Source organism: Methylobacterium sp. J-077 (genome assembly GCF_022829365.1).
GTDB lineage: Bacteria > Pseudomonadota > Alphaproteobacteria > Rhizobiales > Beijerinckiaceae > Methylobacterium.
In genome coordinates, this window is record NZ_JAKSYJ010000114.1 from 184272 (window position 1) to 200720 (window position 16449).

Genomic DNA, 16449 nt, shown 5'->3' on the forward strand with positions numbered 1-16449 from the left:
GTGATTTCCGGCATTCCGATCGCGCCCCGGCGCTGCACCGCCTGCGACCGCGACCACTACGTCCCGGTGCGGTACTGTCCGTTCTGCGGCGCGGAGCAGGCGCAGCCGGACGCCGAAGCGCCAACTCCGCCTTCACCGCCGCCAATGGTGCCGGCGGCGGCTCCGGCCAGCGTCGCCGTGGAGCCGACATCGCCTCCCGAACCACCGGCCGCGGAGCCGCCGCCGGCAGCCGCGCCGGACCCGGCGCCGCCGAGACCGATCCCGTCGGCACGCCCGGACCCGCCCCAGCGCAAAGGACGGGTCCGGCTCCGCCAGGTCGTGCTGGCGCTCGGGGCCATCGTGGGTCTGGCGGCCCTGGCGCTGGCGCGCCGCGATGTCGTCCCGGCGCCAATACGGATCGAGGTCGGGGCGGCCTGGACGCCGGTAGCGCTGAAATCCTTTCGGAACGTCGCGGCGCTGCGGATCACCGCGGAGGGCGTGGTCAGCCTGCGCCTCGACGGCGAACGGGTGCAGCGCATCAGCCCGTCGAGCGGCGCGACGTTGCGGCCCAGGACCCTGCGGAGCCTGGAACTGCGCGCCGGCCGCGGTCCTGTCACCGTGACGCTGACGCCCCGGGGCGAGTGACCGGGCGGGGCTCCGTGCGGCCGCGGCGGCCTCAATCGACAACCTGCCGCACCGTCTCGGCCATGCGCCGAACCGCCGGCTCGATCGCCCGCTCGGGCACCGCCGCGTAGCCGAGCAGCAGCCCCGGCTCCGGCGGCCCAGCATGGTAGGCCGAGAGCGCCACCGTCGAGATCCCGGCCCGGCCGAGGCGCGCGACCGCGTCGGCATCGCCGCGGGCGGCGGGCCAGGCCGGGCCAGGCCGCGCGATCAGGTGCATCCCGCCCTCCATCGGGGCGACCGCGATCACGTCGGCGGCGTGGCGGCGGGCGGCCTCGACCAGAACCTCCTGGCGCAGGGCGTAGAGCCGCCGGGTCCGGCGCAGGTGGCCGGCGAGATGCCCGTCCTCGATGAACCGGGCCAGCGCCCATTGGCCGATCCCCGGGGGCGCCGGGCCGGTCTCGGCGAGCGCCTGGTTCACCGGCGCCACGAGACCCCGCGGCAGGACCAGGTAGCTGAGGCCGAGCGCGGGCAGCAGGAGCTTGGAGAAGCTGCCGACATAGATCACCCGGCCGCCGCGATCCAAGGCCCGCAGCGGTGCGAGCGGACGCCCGGCATAGCGGTAGGCGCCGTCGTAATCGTCCTCGACGATCCAGCCCGAGGCGGCGTCCGCCCAGGCCAGGAGGTCGAGCCGGTTCTCCAGGCTCATGGCGTGGCCCAGGGGATAATGATGGGCCGGCGTCACCACGGCGAGCCGTGCGCCGTGGAGCAACACCCCGGCCCCGGCCACCGAGAGGCCGCCGGGTCCGACCGGGATCGGGACCGGGCGCAGGCCGGCGCTCGCGAGCGCCTGGGCGATCCCGGGAAAGCCCGGCTCCTCGACGAGCGCGGTCTCCCCGGGATCGAGCAACAGTTCGGCGAGCAGGCGCAGGCTCTGGCGGATGCCGGCGGTGACGATCACGTCGTCGGCCTCGCAGGCCACGCCCCGCGCCTGCGCCAGATAGCCGGCGATGGCCGCCCGGAGCGCCGGCGAGCCGCGGGGATCGGGCCGCTCCGCCGGGCCGTGGCGCCACTCGGCCTGGAGCAGGCGCGCCCAGACCGCGAACGGGAAGGCGTCGAGCGCCGGCCGTCCGAGTGCGAAGGCATCGGGTACGCCGGGGCCGGCCATGAACTGCCGGGCCGGCGCCGCCACGAGTCGGGCGCCCCGGCGCGACAGCCTGGGCATCTTCGCGCTCGTCGACTGCGCCGCGGCATGCGTTAGGGGCAGGGTGTCGTCCGGCAGCATCGCGGCGACGCGGGTGGCCGAGCCGGACCGCGCCGTGAGGTAGCCCTCCGCGATGAGCTGCTCCAGGGCGAGCACCACCGTGCCCCGGGCGCAGCCGAGATCGGCGGCCATCACCCGCGAGGCCGGCAGCCGGGCGCCGCGGGGCAAGCGCCGGTCGAGGATGGCCGCGCGCAACCCCTCCCGCAGCTGCGCATGCAGCGGAACCGAGGATGCCGGATCGAGGCTGACGGGCGGCGGCAGCGGGCCCCGGGCCATGCGGAAAGCGGTCCAGTCGGATTTCGGAAACCGGACCTTTTGCCTGGTCCGCCGCAAGGTCAAGCAAGGCGGCGTCAGGAAGGACGGATTCGATGTACCAGCCGCCGCAGTTCCGGAACGACACGCGCGCGGCGCAGCACGGGCTGATCCGCGCGCATCCGCTCGGCCTGCTGGTCACCGGCGGCGCGGGCGGCCTGATTGCCAACCCCGTGCCGTTCCTGCTGGACGAGGCCGGCGCCCACGGCACCCTGCGCGCCCATCTCGCCCGGGCCAACCCGCAATGGCAGGCGCTGGCCGAGGCCGAGGACTGCCTCGTCGTATTCCAGGGACCACAGGGCTACGTCACCCCCGGCTGGTACGCGAGCAAGCGCGAGCACGGCCGGGTGGTGCCGACCTGGAACTACGCCACTGTCCATGCCTGGGGCCGGCCGCTTGTGATCGACGATGCGGACTGGCTGCGCCGCCAGATCGCCGATCTCACCGCCCTGCGCGAGGCTCCGCGCGCCGAGCCCTGGGCGGTGGACGACGCGCCCGCGCCGTTCGTGGCGGCGCAGCTGCGTGCCATCGTCGGAGTCGAGATCCCGATCACCCGCATCGAAGGGAAGTGGAAGATGAGCCAGAACAGGTCCGAGGCCGACCGCGCCGGCGTGATCGCCGGGATGCGGGCGGAGGGCGAGACGATCCTCGCCGACATGGTCGCCGAGCGGAGCGGATCGTGAGCCAGCGCCTCGACGCCTTCGGTCAGCCGATCGGCCCGGCCCTGCCGGACTGGACCCCGCGTCCGCGTCCGCCGCGGACACCTCTGGAGGGCCGTACCTGCCGGGTCGTGCCGCTCGATGCCGAAGCCCATACGGCCGGCCTGTTCGCCGCGTACAGCGCGGCGCCCGACCGGCGGAACTGGACCTATCTGCCCGACGAGATGCCGGAGAGCGAGGCCGAATTTCGCACCCGGCTCGAGGCCCGGGCCACGAGCGCGGATCCGCTGTTCCACGCGATCCTCGACCGGGCGAGCGGCGCGCCGCTGGGGATCGCCTCGTATCTCCGGATCGATCCGGGCAACGGCGTGATCGAGGTCGGCCATCTGCATTTCGGCCCGCGGCTCCAGCGCGCGCCTGCGGCGACCGAGGCGATGGCGCTGATGATGGCCCGGGCCTTCGACGACCTCGGCTACCGCCGCTACGAGTGGAAATGCGACAGCCTCAACGCCCCGTCCCGGGCAGCGGCGCTCCGCCTGGGCTTCACCTTCGAGGGCATTTTTCGCAATGCCACCGTGGTGAAGGGCCGTTCCCGCGACACGGCGTGGTTCTCGATCACCGACGCGGACTGGCCGCGGGTGCGGGCGGGCTTCACGGCGTGGCTCGACCCGGCGAACTTCGATGCGGACGGGCGCCAGATCCGCGGGCTTGCCGAGTTGCGCGCTGCGGCCGGATGAGGTCAGCCCCCGGCGGCCAAGAACGCCTCCGCAGTGCGCAGGCTCAGCGCCATGATGGTGAGCGCAGGGTTCGCCGCGAGCGAGCTCGGGAAGGTCGAGCCGTCGCAGATCCACAGATTGCCGATGTCGAAGCTGCGGCCGACGGGATCGACCACCGCGCTCGATCCGTCGCGCCCCATCCGGCAGGTGCCGATCGTGTGGGCGACCCGTTCCAGAACCCAGATGTCCTCGGCGCCGGCCGCCTGCCACAGATCGCGCATCACCTTGGTGGCATGCGCGTTGAGGCGCTCCTCGTTGGTGCCGTAGCCGAAGCTGATCTGCGCCTTGCGCATCCCGCGCGCGTCGGTCTCGTCCGACAGGGTCAGCACGTTGGCGTCGCAGGGCAGCGTCTCGCCGTTGATGCCGATGCCGGCGAGGTGGTTGTAGCCGTCGAGATAATCGAGCAGCGGCTGGCCCCATAGGCCGCGCCCGCGCGCCACCGCGTTGCCGAAGGTCAGCGGCACCACGCCGAGGCTCTGGATCAGGTAGCCGCCAGCGAAGTCGGCCCCGGCGCGGATGAAGTCCTCGGTGATCAGCGACGAGGGATAGCCGCGGTTCATCCGCACCGCGTTGGCGAAGGTGCCCCAGACCTGCGTGGCGACGTGGCCCATGTAGTTGCGGCCGACCTGATCGCTGGAATTGGCCAGCCCGAGATGCAGCAGCAGCCGCGGCGTCTCGACGGCGCCGGCACAGAGGAACACCGCGCCGCACCGCTGGCGCCGTTCCTGCCCGTCCTGCGTGTAGACCACCGCGGTGACCCGGCCGTCGGTACCGCGCTCGAGCCCGTGCACGAAGGCCCCGGGCCGGATCTCCGCCCCATGGGTGACGGCGAGCGGCAGGTAGGTGACGTCCATGCTGGTCTTGGCGCCGTTGCGGCAGCCCTGGTGGCAATAGCCGCAATTGATGCAGGCGTTGCGGCGGGGGCCGCCCTCGGAGTCGAAGTCCCGCGAGACCACCGCGGCCGGAGCGTCGGCCCAGCGGATGCCGAGCGCGTCGCAGGCGCCGGCCATGATCTGCGCCGGGCCGTTGCGCGGCACGGGCGGCAGGGAATAGCGGCGGTCGGGATCCCAGGGATAGGATTGCGGCCCGGAGACGCCGATGAAGCGCTCGACCCGCGCGTAGAACGGGGCCAGATCCTCGTAGCTCAGCGGCCAGTCGACGCCCTCGCCGGACTCGGTATGGAGCCGCAGGTCGCGGGCATCGGCCCGGGGCACGAAGGCGCCCCAATGCAGGGTCGAGCCGCCGACCCCGGTGCCGCTGTTGTTGGCCCCGAACGCCTCCGGGGTGGAGCCGCCGCTCAGGCGCTCCTCGGTCCAGTAGATCTCATCGGCCAGGGTCTCGTCGAAGGCGAAGCGCGCCGGTGAAAAATTCGGCCCCGCCTCCAGGGCCACGACCTTCAGGCCGGCCGCGGCCAGCCGGGCGAGGAGCGGCGCGCCGCCCGCGCCGGTGCCGACGATGACCGCGTCGACGGATTCATCCGTGCGGTAGGTCCGCATCCCGTCGAGGTTCATCGTGCGGTCTCCCCCTGCATTGGGCGCGGTTCCCAGGGTTCCGGCGCGTCGAGCCCGACTTCGTGGAAGCCCGGCAACCCGTCCGCGATCGGGCCCGGCCGGTCGCCGCCGGCGCCGATGCCGGAGAAGCCGATCCGGGCCAGGGCCGCCGGATGGGCGAGCCACAGGCGCACCGCGTCGGCCCGCAGATCCTCGAACCAGAACCGCATCCGGTCGCCGTCCAGGCGGCCGCCGAGGGATTCCGGCACCTTCAGCGCGCCGCGCTCGGTGAGCGTCAGCAGCGCGTCCTGATCGCGCCCGTCGAGGACGACGAAGGGGCGGCCGTGGGCGGCGCGTGCGGCCGCGTCGAGGGTGCGCAGGGCGGCGCGATAGGCCTCCGCATCGGGCGGCAGGGCCACGAAGCGCCAGCCGTCGCCAGCCCCGGAGGCCAGGCGTGCATCGATCCGGGCGGCGAGGTCGATCCCGGTCGCCGGCAGGACGCGGGTGCAGGCGGCGCGCAGGATTCCGAGTTCCACCGGATCGAGCGCTTCCGGCCGGTAAGCGGGATCGCCGGGCTCCGCGCGCTCTTCGAGGGCCGTGCGCAGGCGGCTGTTGACCCGCTCCGAGGCGATCAGCGCGGCGTAGGCGGGGGCGATGTCGGCAGCCTGCGCGGCATCCACGCGCGGCCGGTCGCCGATATGCGTGCGCAACAGGTCGGCCAGGGCCTCGGGACGCTCCAGCGGCAGAAGATGGCCGACGCCGTCGACCGTGACGACCCGATAATGGGCGAGGTGTGGCGCCATCAGAGCGCGCTGCGCGTCGGCGCCGAGATCGGCATCCTCGGACCCCGCCAGGATCAGGGCCGGGGTGGACAGGATCCCGATGCGACGGCTCAGATCCTCGTTCGCGCCCGATTGGAGCCAGGCCTTCCAGGCGTCGGGTGCGGCCTGCAGGACATCGGCGACCGCGCTCGCCTCGGTCTCGGGGTCGAGCGAAGCGCCGACATTCGCGCGCACGAAGGCCTTGGCTTCGCGCAGGCGGGTTTCCGGATCCGCGTCGATCCACGCGATCATCTTGGCGCGGCGATCCTCCGGGATCGGCTCGGGGCTCGGCGGCGAGCCCGAGATCAGGATCAGGTCGGTCAGTCCCTCCAGGCCCGGCTCGCCGTCCTCGGAGCGGCGGGCGAGGGCGAGCGCCACCTTCGCGCCCATGCTGTGGCCCGCGATGGCGAAGCGCGCAGGCGCCCGGGATCGGATCACGGCCGCCACGTGATCCGCCATGGCAGCGACGGAAAAGCCCGTCGCCCCGGCGGCGTTGCCGAAGCCTGGCAGGTCCACGGGCACACAGACCGGCGCGTCGCCGAGGGCGCGGGAGACGGGCGCCCAGGTCCGGGCGCTGCCGCCGAGAAAATGGAGGCTGAAGAGAAGGTCAGGGGCGGACATGGCGGGGACATCGCGCGAGGCTGGAATGCTTCAAGCGTACGCGACGCCGCATGGACCGAGCGCACCGGGGTGGCGCGTTCCCGAGCCGCATGGGATCAAGCGGTCGGAGCGACTCATGACGTCCGACATCGATCTGGCCTGGCGCGTGGAAGAGGCCTGCCTCAACGCCTGGCCGAGCCCGCGCCAGCTCCTCGTCCACGGCTACCTGCTGCGCGCCACGGGCGGTACCTCGAAGCGGCAGAACTCGGTGAACCCCCTGCGCGGCAGCGGGGCGCCGGAGCCGGCGATCGCGGCCGGGCAGGCGCTCTATACCGCCCTCGGGCGCCGGCCGATCTTCCGGGTGCCGGCGATCGCGCCGCAGATGGAGCCGCTCCTGGCCGGGGGCGATTACACCGTCGTCGACGAGACCTGCACGCTGTTCCGCGACCTTACCGACTTACCGGGCGGCCCGGATCCGGGGGTCAGGCTCGCACCGACGCCCGATGCCGCATGGCTGGCCCTGCGCGACGCCGTGAACCGCGCCGATGCCGCCGCCGCGCAGGCGTTTCGCGACACGGTCGAGACCCTGATCCTGCCACGGGCCTTCGCGTCGGCGACAGTGGACGGCGGCATCGGCGCTTTCGCCTTCGGGGTGCTCGACGGCGACTTGCTGGTGATCGAGTCGGTGGCGACGCCCGAACCCCTCCGGGGCCGCGGCCACGCCAAGCGCGCCGTAGGCGCGCTGCTGCACTGGGCCCGGGGGCGGGGCGCCCGGGCCGCATGCCTGCAGGTGGTCGCGGCGAACACGCCGGCGCGGGCGCTGTACCGGGGGCTGGGATTCGAGCGGGAGCTGTACCGGTATCACTACCGGGTCGGGCCAGAGCCGGCTTGATCGGCCGAGCAGCGTCTCAGAATCGGTAAACCAGAGATCCCGTCCTCGACCTCATCCCGAGGTGTTTCCGCCGGCGGCCCGCACATAATCGGACAGGCGTTCCCGAAGGTGCGAGACCGCTTGCGGATGGGCGGTGAACCGCCCAACCGGCATCAAGGTCCAGTCGGTGCCCTCGCTTCCGAAACGGATGCTCCCGACTTCGGCCGGCAGGAGCGGAGCGGCACAGAAATAGGCCGAGGCCCCAGTGCCGGACCAGCTCGGATAGCGACGCTGCCAGACGATGCGCTCAGGCTCGATGATCAGGCCGAACTCTTCGTGGGTCTCCCGAAGCGCGCAGTCCGCCGGAGACTCGTCGTTCTCACGACCGCCGCCTGGGAGGTCCCAAAGCCCGGGGAACGGGATGTCCGGCCGGTCGTCGCGCCGGTAGACGAGGATCTCGTCACCGAGGATCAGGGCGATCTTTGCGCCGGTAAAGGGCCGCCCATCCCAAACGTCGATCCACACGCCGCTCTGCCCCTCGGCGCGGTTCAGAAGAGCGAACCCTGCCGCGTCGGTGCGGCGGCGCTCGCGGGCGTGCGCTTCCCGGTCTCCGCACCGGATGCCGGCTGCGTCCGCGCCGTGCGCCGGGCGGGCCTGGCGGAGACGGACGGGTCGGACGTTCCATCGGGTACCGCGTTCACGGTCCCGTCGGCGAATTGCAGGCTGAGGCGGGTGGCGGCGGCGGCCTCGGCGGCGTGGCGGACCGGCAGGCCGGCGGCGTCCCGGACCAGGACGTAGCCGCGCTCCAGCACGGCCCGGTAGCTCAGCGAGCCGAGGAGATGGGCGAGGCCCTCCAGCCGGTCGCGGCGGCGCTCGACGCCGCGCAGGCCGGCCTGGGTCAGGCGGTCGGACAGGGCGACCAGGCGGTCGGCCCGGCGCGCCTGCAGGGCCCGCGCCCGCTCCAGGCTGGCATCCCGGGCGACGACGAGGCGGCGCCCGAGCTGGGCCAGGGCCTCGCCCTTGCGCTGGACGTCGTTGCGCAGGGCGGTCAGCGGCCGGTGGTCGATCCGCGCCAGCCGCGCCCGGGCGTTGGCGAGCGCCACGTCGGGCGAGCGCCGGGCCATCCGGTCGAGGAGGAGCTGCAGCCGCGCGCGATGGCGGCTGGCGCCGGCCGCGAGCGCCGGGGCGAGGCGCGCCTCGGCGAGGTCGAGGCGCTGGCGCTTGGCCGCCAGCAGGGCATCGGCGCTCGGGAGCGCCCGGGCCAGCGCCCGCAGATCGGACCGGTCGCGCTCGACCCGGCGGCCGATCGACCCGACCGCCCGGGCGGAGAGGTCCGCCACCGTCGCGATCAGGTCGGCGCGAACCGGCACGGCCATCTCGGCGGCGCCGGTCGGGGTCGGCGCCCTGCGGTCGGAGACGTAATCGATCAGCGTGGTGTCGGTCTCGTGGCCGACCGCCGAGATCAGCGGGATCGCGCTCTCGAAGGCGGCGCGGACGACGCATTCCTCGTTGAAGGCCCAAAGATCCTCGATGGAGCCGCCGCCCCGGGCGACGATCAGCACGTCCGGGCGCGGGATGGCGCCGTCCGCGCCCAGCGCGTTGAAGCCGCGGATCGCTGCGGCGACCTCTTCCGCCGCGCCGTCGCCCTGGACGCGCACAGGCCAGACCAGGACCGGGCGCGGGAACCGGTCCTCCAGCCGATGGAGGATGTCGCGGATCACCGCCCCCGTGGGCGAGGTGACGACGCCGACGACGCGGGGCAGGTAGGGAATGGCGCGCTTGTGCTCCGTAGCGAACAGCCCCTCGGCGGCGAGCTGCTTCTTGCGCTCCTCCAGCAGGGCCATCCAGGCGCCGAGCCCGGCCGGCTCCAGGCTCTCGACCACGATCTGGTAGGAGGACTTGCCCGCGAAGGTGGTGATGCGCCCGGTGGCCACCACCTCCAGCCCCTCCTGGGGCTTCTGGCGCAGGCGCCCGAACACGCCCTTCCAGACCACCGCGTCGATCCGCGCCTGCCCGTCCTTCAGGGAGAAATAGGCGTGGCCGGACCCGTGCTGGCCGCGATAGCCGGAGATCTCGCCGCGCAGGCGGACATGGCCGAAGGCGTCCTCCAGGGTGCGCTTGAGCGCGCCCGCCAGCTCGCCGACCGACCATTCCGGCTGGTTGGCGGTGAGCACGCTGGTCGGCGGGATGTCCGCCGCGGGCGAGGCTGCGGGGCGCGGAGGCGGCACGAGGGGCATGGGCGGACGCTAGAGCAAGCGGCGGAAAAGTGGAAACCGGTTTTCGGCGGCTTCACGCACTATCCCGCATCCGCGCTTCGTGACGCTGACGCATCCGCTCGGCCATGTCTTCCGACGACACCGCGCGTTCGGGATGGGCTTTCATCTCGTCGTAGGTCGCACCCACCTCGTCGCGAAGCCAGCGCTCGACGGCGGCATCGCGCTCCTGCAGCGCACGGAGACCGGCCCGGACCACCTCACTCGCGCTCGCGAACGCGCCGGCCTTGACCTGGGAGTCGATGAAGGCCGCCTGTTCGACGGGAAGGCTGAAAGTTCGCTTCTCGGTCGCAGCCATGCGGGGTCCAGCGTGTGGACGGTATGAAACAATCATACCGCCGCCCGGACGGACCGCAAACGCAGACCGGCGCTGGTTCGTAGCGCCGAAGCGTTCGACGAATTGAGGCTCGGCGAAGCGCCCGTTCTGCGGCGGCGAGGCCGCGCGTTCTTACTCCACCGCCAGCTCGCGCGGCGCATCCGAGATCGCCACCCGCGGCACGAACAGCGACAGCACCAGCGTCAGCAGCGCCACCGCGAAGACTGTCCAGAACGTGCCGTGGAGGGCGTGCTGCAGCCCGTTGCGGATCGCGTCGCCGCCCGTCCCGAGGCTCGCGGGATCGTCGAGGAGGCGCCGGAGCTGGCCGGGATCGACCGCCGGCCCGCCGGCCGGATGGACCAGACGGTAGTTCAGCACGGCGCCGAGCGCGGTGGCGCCCAGGGTCGAGCCGAGGTTGCGGGCGAAGATGTTCGAGGCGGTGGCGGCACCGCGCTGCGCCCAGGCGACGCTGTCCTGGATGATCACGATGGCGGCGGTCGAGAGGAAACCCATGCCGAGCCCCATCACGATGGAGCCGCAGGCGGCCACGATCGGCGAGGTCTCGGAACCCAGGGCGACGAAGGCCGTGGCACCGAGCGGCAGCAGGGTCGCGCCGACGAGCAGGGTCGGGCGCAGGCCGAAGCGCACGAAGTTGCGCGCCGCCGTGGTGGCGCCGATCGGCCAGCCGAGCACCATCAGCGTCAGGGTCAGGCCGGCGATCAGCGGCGATTGCCGGAGCACGCCCTGGACGTACATCGGCAGGAACGCGGTCAGGCCGATCACCGTCATCCCGGAGAGCAGCGTCGCGGCGTTGGCGGTGGCGATCGGGCGCTGCATCCACAGGCGGATGTCGAGCATCGGATCGGCGGCCCGGCGCTCCTGCAGCACGAACAGGAGCGCGGCGACCACGAAGCCCAGCGCCGGCCAGAAGACTGCCGCGGCCGAGGTCCCGGCCTCGGTCAGGGCCATCATCAGCGCGGCGATCGCCGCCGTGAACAGCGCAGCGCCGAGCGCATCGATCGGGCGGCTGCGGCGCTCCACGCTCTCCCGCAGGTAGGCCAGGAACAGCCCGGCCGCGACGAGGCCGACCGGCAGGTTGATCCAGAAGATCCACGGCCAGCTGAGATGGCCGATGATCAGGCCGCCGACCAGCGGCCCGGCCACCGACGAGATGCCCCAGACGCTGGCGAGATAGCCCTGGACCTTGCCGCGCTCCCGGGCCGGGTAGAGGTCGCCGATCACCGTGAGGCTCACCGGCTGGATCGCCCCGGCGCCGACGCCCTGCACCAGGCGGAACAGGATCAGCGAGGGCATCGACCAGGCGAGGCCACACAGCAGCGAGCCGGCCAGGAAGACCGCGATGCCGAACAGCAGCACCGGGCGGCGTCCGTAGAGGTCGGACAGCTTGCCGAACACCACCGTGGTGGCGGTCTGGGTCAGCAGGAAGGAGCCGAACACCCAGGCATAGAGGTGGAGGTCGCCGAGCTGCCCGGCGATCTGCGGCATGGCGGTCGAGACGATCGTCGCCTCGATGGCGATCATGAACATCGCCGCCATCACCGCGGCGAGGACCAGCGGGCGGCGCGTCTCGGAAGGACTGGGCATGCGCGCGATCTAGGCCCGGAGAGGGCCTCGACCTAGCGCCCAGAACACGGTCCCGCACGGCCCCGCGTCCGAGCCGTGCGGGAGCGCACATCCGGGCTATGCTTCGACGTCGGCGTCGAGATCGCGCCCTCGCGTCTCCGGCAGCAGGAACGCGGCGATGGTCCCCACCAGGCTGAAGGCTGCCAGGTAATAGGCCGGGGCCAGCCGATCGCCGGTCGCCGCGATCAGCCAGTTGATCACGTAGTTGGTGCTGCCGCCGAAGACCGAGACCGAGAGCGCGTAGACGATCGACAGGCCGGCGGAGCGCACCGCCCGCGGCAACGCCTCCGGGATCCCGACGATCACCGCGGCGGCGTTGATCGAGGACAGGGCCGAGAGCAGGAAGGTGACGGCGTAGACGCTGGCCGCGCTCGGCGATCTCACCACCCAGGCGAAGGCCGGCACGGCCAGGACCAGGATCAGGGCCCGCGGCCAGATCATCACCGGGCGCCGGCCGACCCGGTCCGCCAGCCAGCCGCCGAGCAGCGGAAACATCACCGAGGCGAGGCCCAGGGCGATCGGCACCGCGGTGGCGGCGGTCTCGCTCAGGCCGAGGGTCGCTCCGGCATAGACCGGCATGTTGGTACCCACGGCGTTCGACACGGTCGAGGCGGCGATGACCAGGAAGGTCAGCCCCAGCAGGCGGCCATGCTCGCGCAGCAACCGCCCGACCACCGCGAAGGTCGAGGATGCCGCGTGCGGATCCTCCTCGGCGCCGGCGGTCTCGGGCAGATGGCTGCGGATCACGAGGCCCACCGGCACGACGCAGAGGCCGAGCCCGAACATCACCCGCCAGCCCCAGGCCGACATGGCCTGGTCGCCGACGACGAGCGCCAGGATGGTCGCGACGATGCCGGCGAACAGGGCGGCGCAGCCCTGGCTGGCGATCTGCCAGCTGGTGACGAAGCCGCGCTTGGCCGGAGGCGCTGCTTCCAGCAGGTAGGCGGTGGACGGCCCGACCTCGCCGCCGAGCGCCAGGCCCTGGATGAGGCGGCCGGCGATGACGATCACCTGCGCCCAGCCGCCGATCGCCGCGTAGGACGGGCAGGCCGCCAGCATCAGCATGCCGAGCGCCATCAGGGCGATGGTGATCAGCATCGCGGGCTTGCGTCCGGCCCGATCCGCGAAGGCGCCGATCAAGGCGCCGCCGATCGGCCGCATCACGTAGCCGACGCCGAACAGGGCCAGCGACGCGAGCAGGCTGTGGGTCGGGTCGGTGGCCGGGAAGAACGCCTCGCCGATCGGCTTCGCGAAGAAGGCGTAGACGGTGAAATCGTAGAATTCGAGGGCGTTGCCCAGCACGACGGCGCCGACCGCCTTGCGGTCCAGGGTGGGATGCGGCGCAGCGCCGGCCTGGAGCGTGGTTTTGGCGTCCATCAGCGCGTCGGCTCCCCGGCCGGCGGGTGCTTGGCGATTCCCCCGGTCACCGGCTCGGCCCCATCGGAGACGGCTTCGTCGTAGCCCGCAAGCCAGCGCGTGCGCGCCTGCGTACCCTCGGCATAGGGGCAGGCCTCGCGGGCAAGACCTTTGCCGGGCGCGGCGCGGCCCAGCGCGTGCGTGTCGAGATCGTTCGGGGGCGAATCCATGCGGGCTGAGATCCTCGTGTCGCGTCCGCGGCGATGTAGGGCGAGCGGAGCGCGACGGCTTGCGCTCAATGCAGGGTCGGATCCGCGTCCGGCGGGAGGGCGACGACCTCGCTGAACGGGAATTCCAGCACCACCTCGCCGGCGGCGTCGGTCACGACCAGACAGGCGGTCAACAGCCGGGCCTGGTTCTGCGGATCGGCCAGGGCCGCGCGGATCGTGTCCTGAGCCTTCTCCCAGGCCTGATCCGGGTCGCGCAGCTCGACGCCATTCGGATCGGTGATCGTGTCCTCGCCGATCTGCGTGTGGAAGAAGTAGCGCGGCATGGCCGGCGTCTCCGGTCTCGATCGCGCGTGGTCGCGCGCGCAGGATCCAGATGGGGATCGGAACGGCTCAGGTCAGCACCGCGGCTCCCCCGGGACCGGGCCGGGGGAGCCATCCGGCACGATGCCAGGCGCCGTGCTCAGCCGTTTGCAGCTTGGGTCGCCGGGGACGAAGGGACCGGCCGGAGGGTGTGCACGGTGGCGGAGGGGGCGCCCGTGCGGTGCAGCTTCTCCATCGCCATCAGCGGCCGCAACTCGGGCTCGGCGAAGTCCATCAGCCGGGCGTTGCGCCAGCGCGGCTTGCCCGCGCCGCGGCCGAACCAGCGCGGGCGCACCTCCTCGACCAGCAGCACGAGCCGGCCGGTCCAGGATTTCCGGAACCAGAAGCGCCCGGTCAGAGCCATCGTCCCATCCTCCGCAGCAGACCCGATCAGGCCGGCACCGCTCAGCTATCGGCAGCTCCAATATCGGACTTGGCCGCGCAAGTACCGGTCGATCGTGCGGATCTGTCGGAGATAGACCGATATCCACAGGCCGAGGCCGGGCCTTGACGGGACTCAGCCTGCGACGTGCCGCAACACCAGGCCGAGCACGAGGAGCCATACGAGACCCGACGTGACGTAGACGAAGCCGCGCAGGAGAGCGGATTCGAGGGCGTGGTGCCGGGAACCCGGATCGGCCGGCCGGGACCTGCGCTCCGCCGGCCAGAGCGTCGTCTCGAGCGCGCCCGCGGGGGCGCAGCGAGGTAGCGCGTCAGGCTCTCCGGCAGGGGGCGTCCGTCGGTCTTCACGGGACGAGAAATGACGCTTCGCCCGTCCGGCGGCAAGGTGCGGCCCGCGGGTGAATCGCAGGCGGGTGCGTGCTACAGATCGCCGACCCCGGCGGCACGGCCGGCCCTCGGCGTCCGATCATGTCCCTGCCCCCTGTCCTGATCACGGGCGTCGCCGGCTTCATCGGCAACGCGCTCGCGCTGCGGTATCTCGAAGCCGGCCGGCAGGTCGTGGGCCTCGACAACGTCAACGCCTATTACGACGTCGGCTTGAAGGAGGCGCGGCTCCGGCGCCTCGACCCCTTCGAAGGCTACAGCTTCGAACGGCTCGATCTCACCGACGGGGCCGGGCTCGACGCGCTGTTCCGGCGCCACGGCTTCCGGACCGTGATCCACCTGGCCGCACAGGCCGGCGTCCGCCACTCGCTGACGAACCCGCATGCCTACGCATCGAGCAATCTCGTCGGCTTCCTCAACATCCTCGAAGCGTGCCGGCACGGCGGCGTGGAGCACCTGCTCTACGCCTCCTCCAGCTCGGTCTACGGCGCGGTCACGGCCATGCCGTTCTCGGTCCACCAGAACGTCGACCACCCGGTGAGCCTCTACGCGGCGACCAAGAAGGCCAACGAGCTGATGGCCCACAGCTACAGCCATCTCTACGGGCTGCCGACCACGGGCCTGCGCTTCTTCACCGTGTACGGGCCCTGGGGCCGGCCCGACATGGCGATGTCCCTGTTCGCCCGCGCCATCCTGGCCGGCGAGCCGATCCAGGTGTTCAACCAAGGCCGGATGCGCCGGGACTTCACCTATATCGACGACATCGTCGCGGGCATCGTCGCCCTGGCCGAGAGGCCGGCCGCGCCGAACCCCGCCTGGAGCGGCGCCGCCCCGGATCCCGGCACCAGCGCGGCGCCCTACCGGGTCTACAACATCGGCAACAACGAGCCGGTGGAGCTGATGGAGATGATCGCGCTCTTGGAAGACGCGCTCGGGCGCAGGGCCGAGACGGTCCTGCTGCCGATGCAGCCGGGCGACGTGCCGGCCACCTACGCGGATATCGACGACCTCGCCCGCGATACCGGCTTCCGGCCGGCGACCCCGCTGAAGCTCGGCATCGCGCGCTTCGTGGCGTGGTACCGGAGCTATCACGGCCTCTGAGGCGACCGGCCGTGCCTCAGCGATGGCGCCCGGCCGCGCCGCGCCGCCGATAGCCGAGCACGGCCGCGATCCCGACGAAGACCGCCAGCGCCGTCCACATCCCGCCCTCGCCGAGCTTGCCAACGATCGTCGAGAGCCGTTCCGGCTCGTCCATGAGCACGATCAGGATGGCGGTCAGGCCGCAGAGCGTCACGACGACCGCCAGGGCGCGAAAGGTCATCAGGGGCGCTCCGTTCCCGACGCCGCCACCGGCGCGATCCGGCGGCAAGCCGGCCCGACCTGCTTACAGCATCGTGCCGAACGGTGGTCACCGGCTTTCGGAAAACGGCGATGCGCAGTCAAAGCCCGACGGTCCCGCAAGCCGGCCCGGCGCCGAAGCCGCTTCGATCGCCGAACCGCTATCGCCCGCTCGGCCACGATCCAGCTTCCATCCGCCGCAGGCGGCGATGCCCGTGGCCCGGTGTTGAGGGTCTGGCCGCTCGCTCATGCACGGGACGACGGTCGCGGACGGCTAGGCCGTTGCACCATCTGCGTGTAATCATTTAGAGCTGTTCCAGGCAGGCAAGCTCTGCTCTAAACGCTGCCGCGACAGCGGCCATAAGGAGGAAATCCATGCGTTCTTTCGTTCTCGGCGCCGTCCTTGCCGCCCTGATCCCCCTCTCGGCGCAGGCCCAGGAGGCCGGTGATGCGGCCGCAGGCGAGAAGGCGTTCGCCCCCTGCAAGGCGTGCCACAACTTCCAGAAGAACGGCGTGGGTCCGGACCTCAAGGGCGTCGTCGGGCGCAAGGCCGGCACCTACGAGGGCTACAACTACTCCGCCGCGATGAAGAATTCCGGCATCACCTGGGACGAGGCCAATCTCCACGAGTGGCTGAAGAACCCGAAGGCGAAGGTGCCCGGCACCAAGATGATCTTCCAGGGCTACCCGGACGACAAGAAGGTCAGCGACGTGATCGCCTACCTCAAGACGCAGTCCTGAGACAGCGCGCGA

The 16449-nt window shown here is 72.3% G+C and carries 18 protein-coding genes; 6 read left to right on the forward strand and 12 right to left on the reverse strand.

The window, feature by feature from the left end; all coding sequences use genetic code 11:
• A complete protein-coding gene (locus MKL11_RS12210) occupies window positions 1–624 on the forward strand; it encodes a hypothetical protein (RefSeq protein WP_243943646.1) in 624 nt (207 codons plus the stop codon).
• Between the two features lie 31 nt (window positions 625–655).
• Here the strand turns inward: MKL11_RS12210 and MKL11_RS12215 are convergent, their stop codons facing one another.
• Entirely contained in the window at window positions 656–2140 is a 1485-nt protein-coding gene (locus tag MKL11_RS12215; protein WP_243943647.1) for a PLP-dependent aminotransferase family protein, read from the reverse strand.
• Window positions 2141–2232: 92 nt separating this feature from the next.
• Between MKL11_RS12215 and MKL11_RS12220 the strand changes: the two genes are divergently transcribed.
• Together MKL11_RS12220 and MKL11_RS12225 are read left to right on the forward strand one after the other, a co-directional pair.
• Window positions 2233–2859 (forward strand): FMN-binding negative transcriptional regulator, encoded by a 627-nt coding sequence (locus MKL11_RS12220; RefSeq protein ID WP_243943649.1) that lies wholly within the window; start codon window positions 2233–2235, stop codon window positions 2857–2859.
• Entirely contained in the window at window positions 2856–3572 is a 717-nt protein-coding gene (locus tag MKL11_RS12225; protein WP_243943651.1) for a GNAT family N-acetyltransferase, read from the forward strand. The genes MKL11_RS12220 and MKL11_RS12225 overlap by 4 nt, the downstream gene beginning before the upstream one ends.
• A gap of 2 nt (window positions 3573–3574) precedes the next feature.
• Here MKL11_RS12225 and MKL11_RS12230 read toward each other — a convergent pair whose 3' ends face one another.
• Entirely contained in the window at window positions 3575–5122 is a 1548-nt protein-coding gene (locus tag MKL11_RS12230) for a GMC family oxidoreductase (RefSeq protein WP_243943653.1), read from the reverse strand.
• Entirely contained in the window at window positions 5119–6543 is a 1425-nt protein-coding gene (locus tag MKL11_RS12235) for an alpha/beta hydrolase (protein ID WP_243943655.1), read from the reverse strand. The genes MKL11_RS12230 and MKL11_RS12235 overlap by 4 nt, the downstream gene beginning before the upstream one ends.
• 115 nt (window positions 6544–6658) lie before the next feature.
• Between MKL11_RS12235 and MKL11_RS12240 the strand changes: the two genes are divergently transcribed.
• Window positions 6659–7414 carry a GNAT family N-acetyltransferase gene (locus tag MKL11_RS12240; RefSeq protein WP_243943657.1) on the forward strand — a complete coding sequence of 252 codons (756 nt, stop codon included), beginning with the start codon at window positions 6659–6661 and terminating at the stop codon, window positions 7412–7414.
• Between the two features lie 51 nt (window positions 7415–7465).
• On the opposite strand, the gene MKL11_RS12245 is transcribed toward MKL11_RS12240, so the two are convergent.
• The 8 genes from MKL11_RS12245 to MKL11_RS12280 form a co-directional block, all read right to left on the reverse strand.
• Window positions 7466–7918 carry an NUDIX hydrolase gene (locus MKL11_RS12245; protein WP_243943659.1) on the reverse strand — a complete coding sequence of 151 codons (453 nt, stop codon included), beginning with the start codon at window positions 7916–7918 and terminating at the stop codon, window positions 7466–7468.
• A 23-nt stretch (window positions 7919–7941) separates the two neighbouring features.
• Window positions 7942–9630 (reverse strand): exodeoxyribonuclease VII large subunit, encoded by a 1689-nt coding sequence (gene xseA, locus MKL11_RS12250; RefSeq protein ID WP_243943661.1) that lies wholly within the window; start codon window positions 9628–9630, stop codon window positions 7942–7944.
• Between the two features lie 52 nt (window positions 9631–9682).
• Window positions 9683–9964: a type II toxin-antitoxin system ParD family antitoxin gene (locus tag MKL11_RS12255; protein ID WP_243943663.1), complete on the reverse strand. Its 282-nt coding sequence runs from the start codon at window positions 9962–9964 to the stop codon at window positions 9683–9685.
• Between the two features lie 150 nt (window positions 9965–10114).
• Window positions 10115–11587, reverse strand: coding sequence for an MDR family MFS transporter (locus tag MKL11_RS12260; protein ID WP_243943665.1), 1473 nt, complete (start codon window positions 11585–11587; stop codon window positions 10115–10117).
• A 96-nt stretch (window positions 11588–11683) separates the two neighbouring features.
• Window positions 11684–13003, reverse strand: a complete 1320-nt coding sequence (locus MKL11_RS12265; RefSeq protein ID WP_243943670.1) for an MFS transporter — start codon at window positions 13001–13003, stop codon at window positions 11684–11686.
• On the reverse strand, window positions 13003–13212 hold the full coding sequence (locus MKL11_RS12270) for an Rmf/CrpP family protein (RefSeq protein ID WP_243943672.1): 210 nt from the start codon (window positions 13210–13212) through the stop codon (window positions 13003–13005). The genes MKL11_RS12265 and MKL11_RS12270 overlap by 1 nt, the downstream gene beginning before the upstream one ends.
• 65 nt (window positions 13213–13277) lie before the next feature.
• A complete protein-coding gene (locus tag MKL11_RS12275; protein WP_243943674.1) occupies window positions 13278–13535 on the reverse strand; it encodes a DUF6894 family protein in 258 nt (85 codons plus the stop codon).
• A 137-nt stretch (window positions 13536–13672) separates the two neighbouring features.
• Entirely contained in the window at window positions 13673–13936 is a 264-nt protein-coding gene (locus MKL11_RS12280; protein WP_243943676.1) for a hypothetical protein, read from the reverse strand.
• Between the two features lie 506 nt (window positions 13937–14442).
• Here MKL11_RS12280 and MKL11_RS12285 point away from each other — a divergent pair.
• On the forward strand, window positions 14443–15459 hold the full coding sequence (locus MKL11_RS12285) for an NAD-dependent epimerase (protein WP_243943678.1): 1017 nt from the start codon (window positions 14443–14445) through the stop codon (window positions 15457–15459).
• 16 nt (window positions 15460–15475) lie between these two features.
• On the opposite strand, the gene MKL11_RS12290 is transcribed toward MKL11_RS12285, so the two are convergent.
• On the reverse strand, window positions 15476–15679 hold the full coding sequence (locus tag MKL11_RS12290; protein ID WP_243943681.1) for a hypothetical protein: 204 nt from the start codon (window positions 15677–15679) through the stop codon (window positions 15476–15478).
• A gap of 392 nt (window positions 15680–16071) precedes the next feature.
• Between MKL11_RS12290 and MKL11_RS12295 the strand changes: the two genes are divergently transcribed.
• Window positions 16072–16437 carry a c-type cytochrome gene (locus MKL11_RS12295; RefSeq protein WP_243943683.1) on the forward strand — a complete coding sequence of 122 codons (366 nt, stop codon included), beginning with the start codon at window positions 16072–16074 and terminating at the stop codon, window positions 16435–16437.
• The last annotated feature ends 12 nt before the right edge of the window (window positions 16438–16449 follow it).